Annotated in this window: 3 protein-coding genes; all 3 read right to left on the bottom strand. The window is 54.5% G+C overall.

Annotated elements, in window-relative coordinates:
* Nucleotides 1–765, bottom strand: a 765-nt coding sequence (locus ABX962_RS32620) for a serine/threonine-protein kinase (RefSeq protein ID WP_372725871.1), incomplete at its 3' end; no start/stop codon positions are given.
* Nucleotides 766–900: 135 nt separating this feature from the next.
* Nucleotides 901–1,467, bottom strand: a complete 567-nt coding sequence (locus ABX962_RS32625) for an ECF-type sigma factor (protein ID WP_372725872.1) — start codon at nt 1,465–1,467, stop codon at nt 901–903.
* Between the two features lie 319 nt (nt 1,468–1,786).
* Nucleotides 1,787–3,595: peroxidase family protein (locus tag ABX962_RS32630; RefSeq protein ID WP_372725873.1), on the bottom strand; the 1,809-nt coding region annotated here is incomplete at its 5' end.

Consider the following 3,595-nt stretch of genomic DNA (forward strand, 5'->3'; position numbering starts at 1 on the left):
CATCGAGAAAAAGCGAGTGTAGATCGTCTTGTCGGTCAAGGTTTGGCCAATCGCCTTGGCGACGCCAAAAACGATTACTATCACCACCGGTTTATCATCGTGAAGTGTCACCATCACGTTGCTCGGTTTGATGTCGCGGTGGATCACTCCCTTTTGATGCGCATGCTGAACCGCCGAACACACGTCCGTAAACAAGCTTAAACGCTCGACGATATTCAATTGATGATTGTCGCAGAACTCGGTGATTGGAACACCGCGAACGAGTTCCATCACGAAATAGGGACGAGCATCCTCTGTGACACCGGCGTCAAAGACCTGTGCAATGTTAGGATGGTCCATCATGGCAACCGCTTGTCGCTCGGCTTCAAAGCGCGCAATGACCTCTTTGGATCCCGTCCCCGGTTTGACGATTTTGAGTGCGACAAGACGTTTGACTGGTCGTTCTTGTTGAGCAACAAACACCAATCCAAACCCGCCCTCGCCAATCTGTTCCATCAAGCGATACGACCCGATTTTCATACCGACGTGTTCGGTTGATTTCGAGGGCTGGTCGATCGCCGTGAGCGTGGGCAGGTCACACAGTCCCTTGCCAAGCGGAGTGTCCAGCGGGTTGGAGGGGCGGTCGTGCGCCGCCAACAACGCTTCAACCGAGGCTCGCAATGCCGCATTATCGCCGCAAACCGAGTCAAGATAGTCGTTGCGTTGCTGCGGTGTCGGCGAATCAATCGCTTCCAAAAAAATCGATCGTTCGTTGGGACTGCTCATAAGGACCTAAAACTCGATCGGCACGAAAATATCTCGCTCTCCATTGTCATGCGTGATACAAGTCGGATACAGGCCATCGATTTGCTGGATTCTTCATTTTCGCCGTTGCCGCCGCAAACAAAACAACATGAACATCTACTCTTGAGCATCGAGTTCTCGTCGCAACCAAGCACGAGCATAGGTCCAATTCCGCTTGGTCGTCCGCGGCGAAACACCGAGCACTTCGGCCGTCTCGTCGATCGTCAATCCGGTAAAGTAGCGTAGTTCGACGAGTTTTGCTAATTCCGGATCTTCGCTGGCAAGCTTGGTGAGAGCTTCATCGAGCGACAACAAGGTCTCGAAATCATCTGGGTCCAATACGGCATCGTCGTCATTCAATTCAGATCGGACCAATCCACCGCCGCGTTTTTCCGCGTTGCGACGCCGCGCACTTTCGATCAAGATTCGCCGCATCGCCTCGGCCGCCGCCGCAAAAAAGTGCCCGCGGCTGTCCCACTGCGCACGATCCTCGCCGCCGACCAAACGCATAAAGGCTTCGTGAACCAAGGCAGTCGGTTGCAGCGTTTGCCCCGCTTTTTCTTGCGTCATCTTGTGCGACGCCAAACGGCGAAGTTCGTCATAGACCAGCGGCAATAACTGGCCCGCCGCCTGCCGGTCGCCGCCATCGATGGCTGTCAAAATCTTGGTGACTTCACTATTCATATTCGAAAGTATAACCATTTCGCCGTGTTCGATCCAACGGATAAAGGAAGAGTGGAAGAGACGATTACAGGCCAAAGCCCGACATACCCTCTGCCGGCTGCGTGAGCCACCGGCTAGTGGATGCCGGTAAGCATAGCCCGGCGGGCGACACACTCTGCCGTCCGTGTGTCGGCCTTCGGCCTATTCGATTGCGGATAAGTCAGCAGTCTTCGTCGTCGGTAGAGAGGTGACTGCAGGGTTGGGCGATAACAAAACGACCCCCAATATGCGATGCCACCCCCATTGCTTCAACCAATCCAACGACATCACCGTGCCGCTGCTAGGATGTCAACGTCAAGTTGATCCCTTTTAGATTTACGTCACCGCTGCTGATCAGAATGTCAACGGCATCGTCAGTGCCAGCGTCCACATTGTCGGTTGACGCGACGCGAATTTGATACGCTCCGGAATGATTAAACGAGTCAAACTTGTAATTTCCCGAACGATCGGTTACCGCGGTATCGACCACATTGCCGCCGTCATCGAGCAACTCGACCGTAACGCCTTCGATCGGCACTACCGAACGGAAACGATCGGTCGGACGGCCACTGTTTCTTGCCGAACGTTTGTCATTGCGATTCGTGAATATCGAATCGACCACGGGCGTTTCAGCGAGGACCGTCCCGGTGACCGAAGGCTCAAAGAAAAACACATTCTCTTGCAACGAATTGATGTCGGTGTTCCGCTGGATCACATCCGCCAGCGTGGTGTTTTCGATCACGCGAATCTCACGGTCCGAGAGCGTATTTTCATAGTAGAAACGATCGCCATCGCGAATTCGCTCGAACTGGTCCGCAATGATCGTCGATGCGGTCTCGCCAAGCGAACTGTCGTCAGCGTGGTCTTCGGCCAACAAACCAACCCACAAATCGATGTTGCTGACGTCGCCGTACAGACTTTCCAGTTTCGCACTCAGTTCGCTGTCACTGGTGATCTCAGAGAACGATTCATAGGCATCCAAACCGTATGCGGTGCGAACTGAATTGAAATCGGCCAATCCATGATCACGGCCTCGTTGGATATTCAACGAAACCAAGTCAAATCCGCCCGATCCAGGAGCCCCGAACAGAAAATTACGCAAACTATCGACGACTTCCAAATCGACTTCTTGCGACAAACTTGATGCTCCCGCTTTCAAGATCGAATCGATGCCGGTTTCTTCGAGCAGCGACGGGTTAAAGAACGCATTGGCAAGCGAGAGAGCCTCGCGAACCTCGATTCCATCGTTGCCAACAAAGTCGACTTCATCGCTGAGCGTGGTGTGTCCAAACCGGAACGCCGCCGTGGAAAATTCGTTCGCGATCGATGGATCGACACTCGCATCGTAGCCTTCGCAATCGGAGATGGCGTTTTCACCGAGCAGCGCGGGCAAGAATTCGTTGTACGTGATCGACTGAATTTCTGCGATCACAATCGTCCGAGCCGCTTGAAAAATCTGTTCGTCACTCCAATCGGGATGGTCGTCAGCGATGTCATCGGCGATTCGGTTGTGCTCCCTCAGGAACAACGTCTGCATCGATGTCAGCCCGAGGTTTTCCGCAGCGCGAATGTCCCCCGCTTGGACATTCCCCGCTTCATCGGTGGGCAGCAAGTCGCCATCGCTGGTTCGCATTCGGCCGCCGCTAAACGCGCGCAGCAAATCGCTTGTCTCTTGATGGCTTCCGTAAACCTGAGATCCGTCTATCCACGCGGTGATGGCATTGACCTGTTCGGCCGGATTGTCCGTCGACGTCCCGGTGCCGTTTGCGATCACCGACCGGGTCAACGAGATCAACTCCTCTCCGCTACCGGTCGGATCGAACAAGGGATCCCCGGTAGGAACAACGACGTCAAACGATTCCGCATCGTCCCCCTCTTGCGTCAGCGACAAATCGATATCGTGATCAATGAATTGCCCCCATAAATAGACAAAATCACTCAGGTTTCGGTCGTTGGTGGTGCCCTCGGGATTCGCTGCGGATAGGGTGTTGCTGATCTCGCGAGCACTTGGCCGATCGGTTCCCGCCGGTTCCGAGATGCCGTCGGCATAATCAGCCTCGGCGACCCGCAACAACGTCGTGTTTGCCGCGCCGTAGTCCGGGTTTTCCAG

Source organism: Novipirellula sp. (assembly GCF_041583735.1).
GTDB lineage: Bacteria > Planctomycetota > Planctomycetia > Pirellulales > Pirellulaceae > Novipirellula.

Coding starts and splice junctions, on each gene's coding strand:
- ABX962_RS32625 (WP_372725872.1), bottom strand. CDS start 1,467: ATGAATAGTGAAGTCACCAAGATTTTGACAGCCATCGATGGCGGCGAC.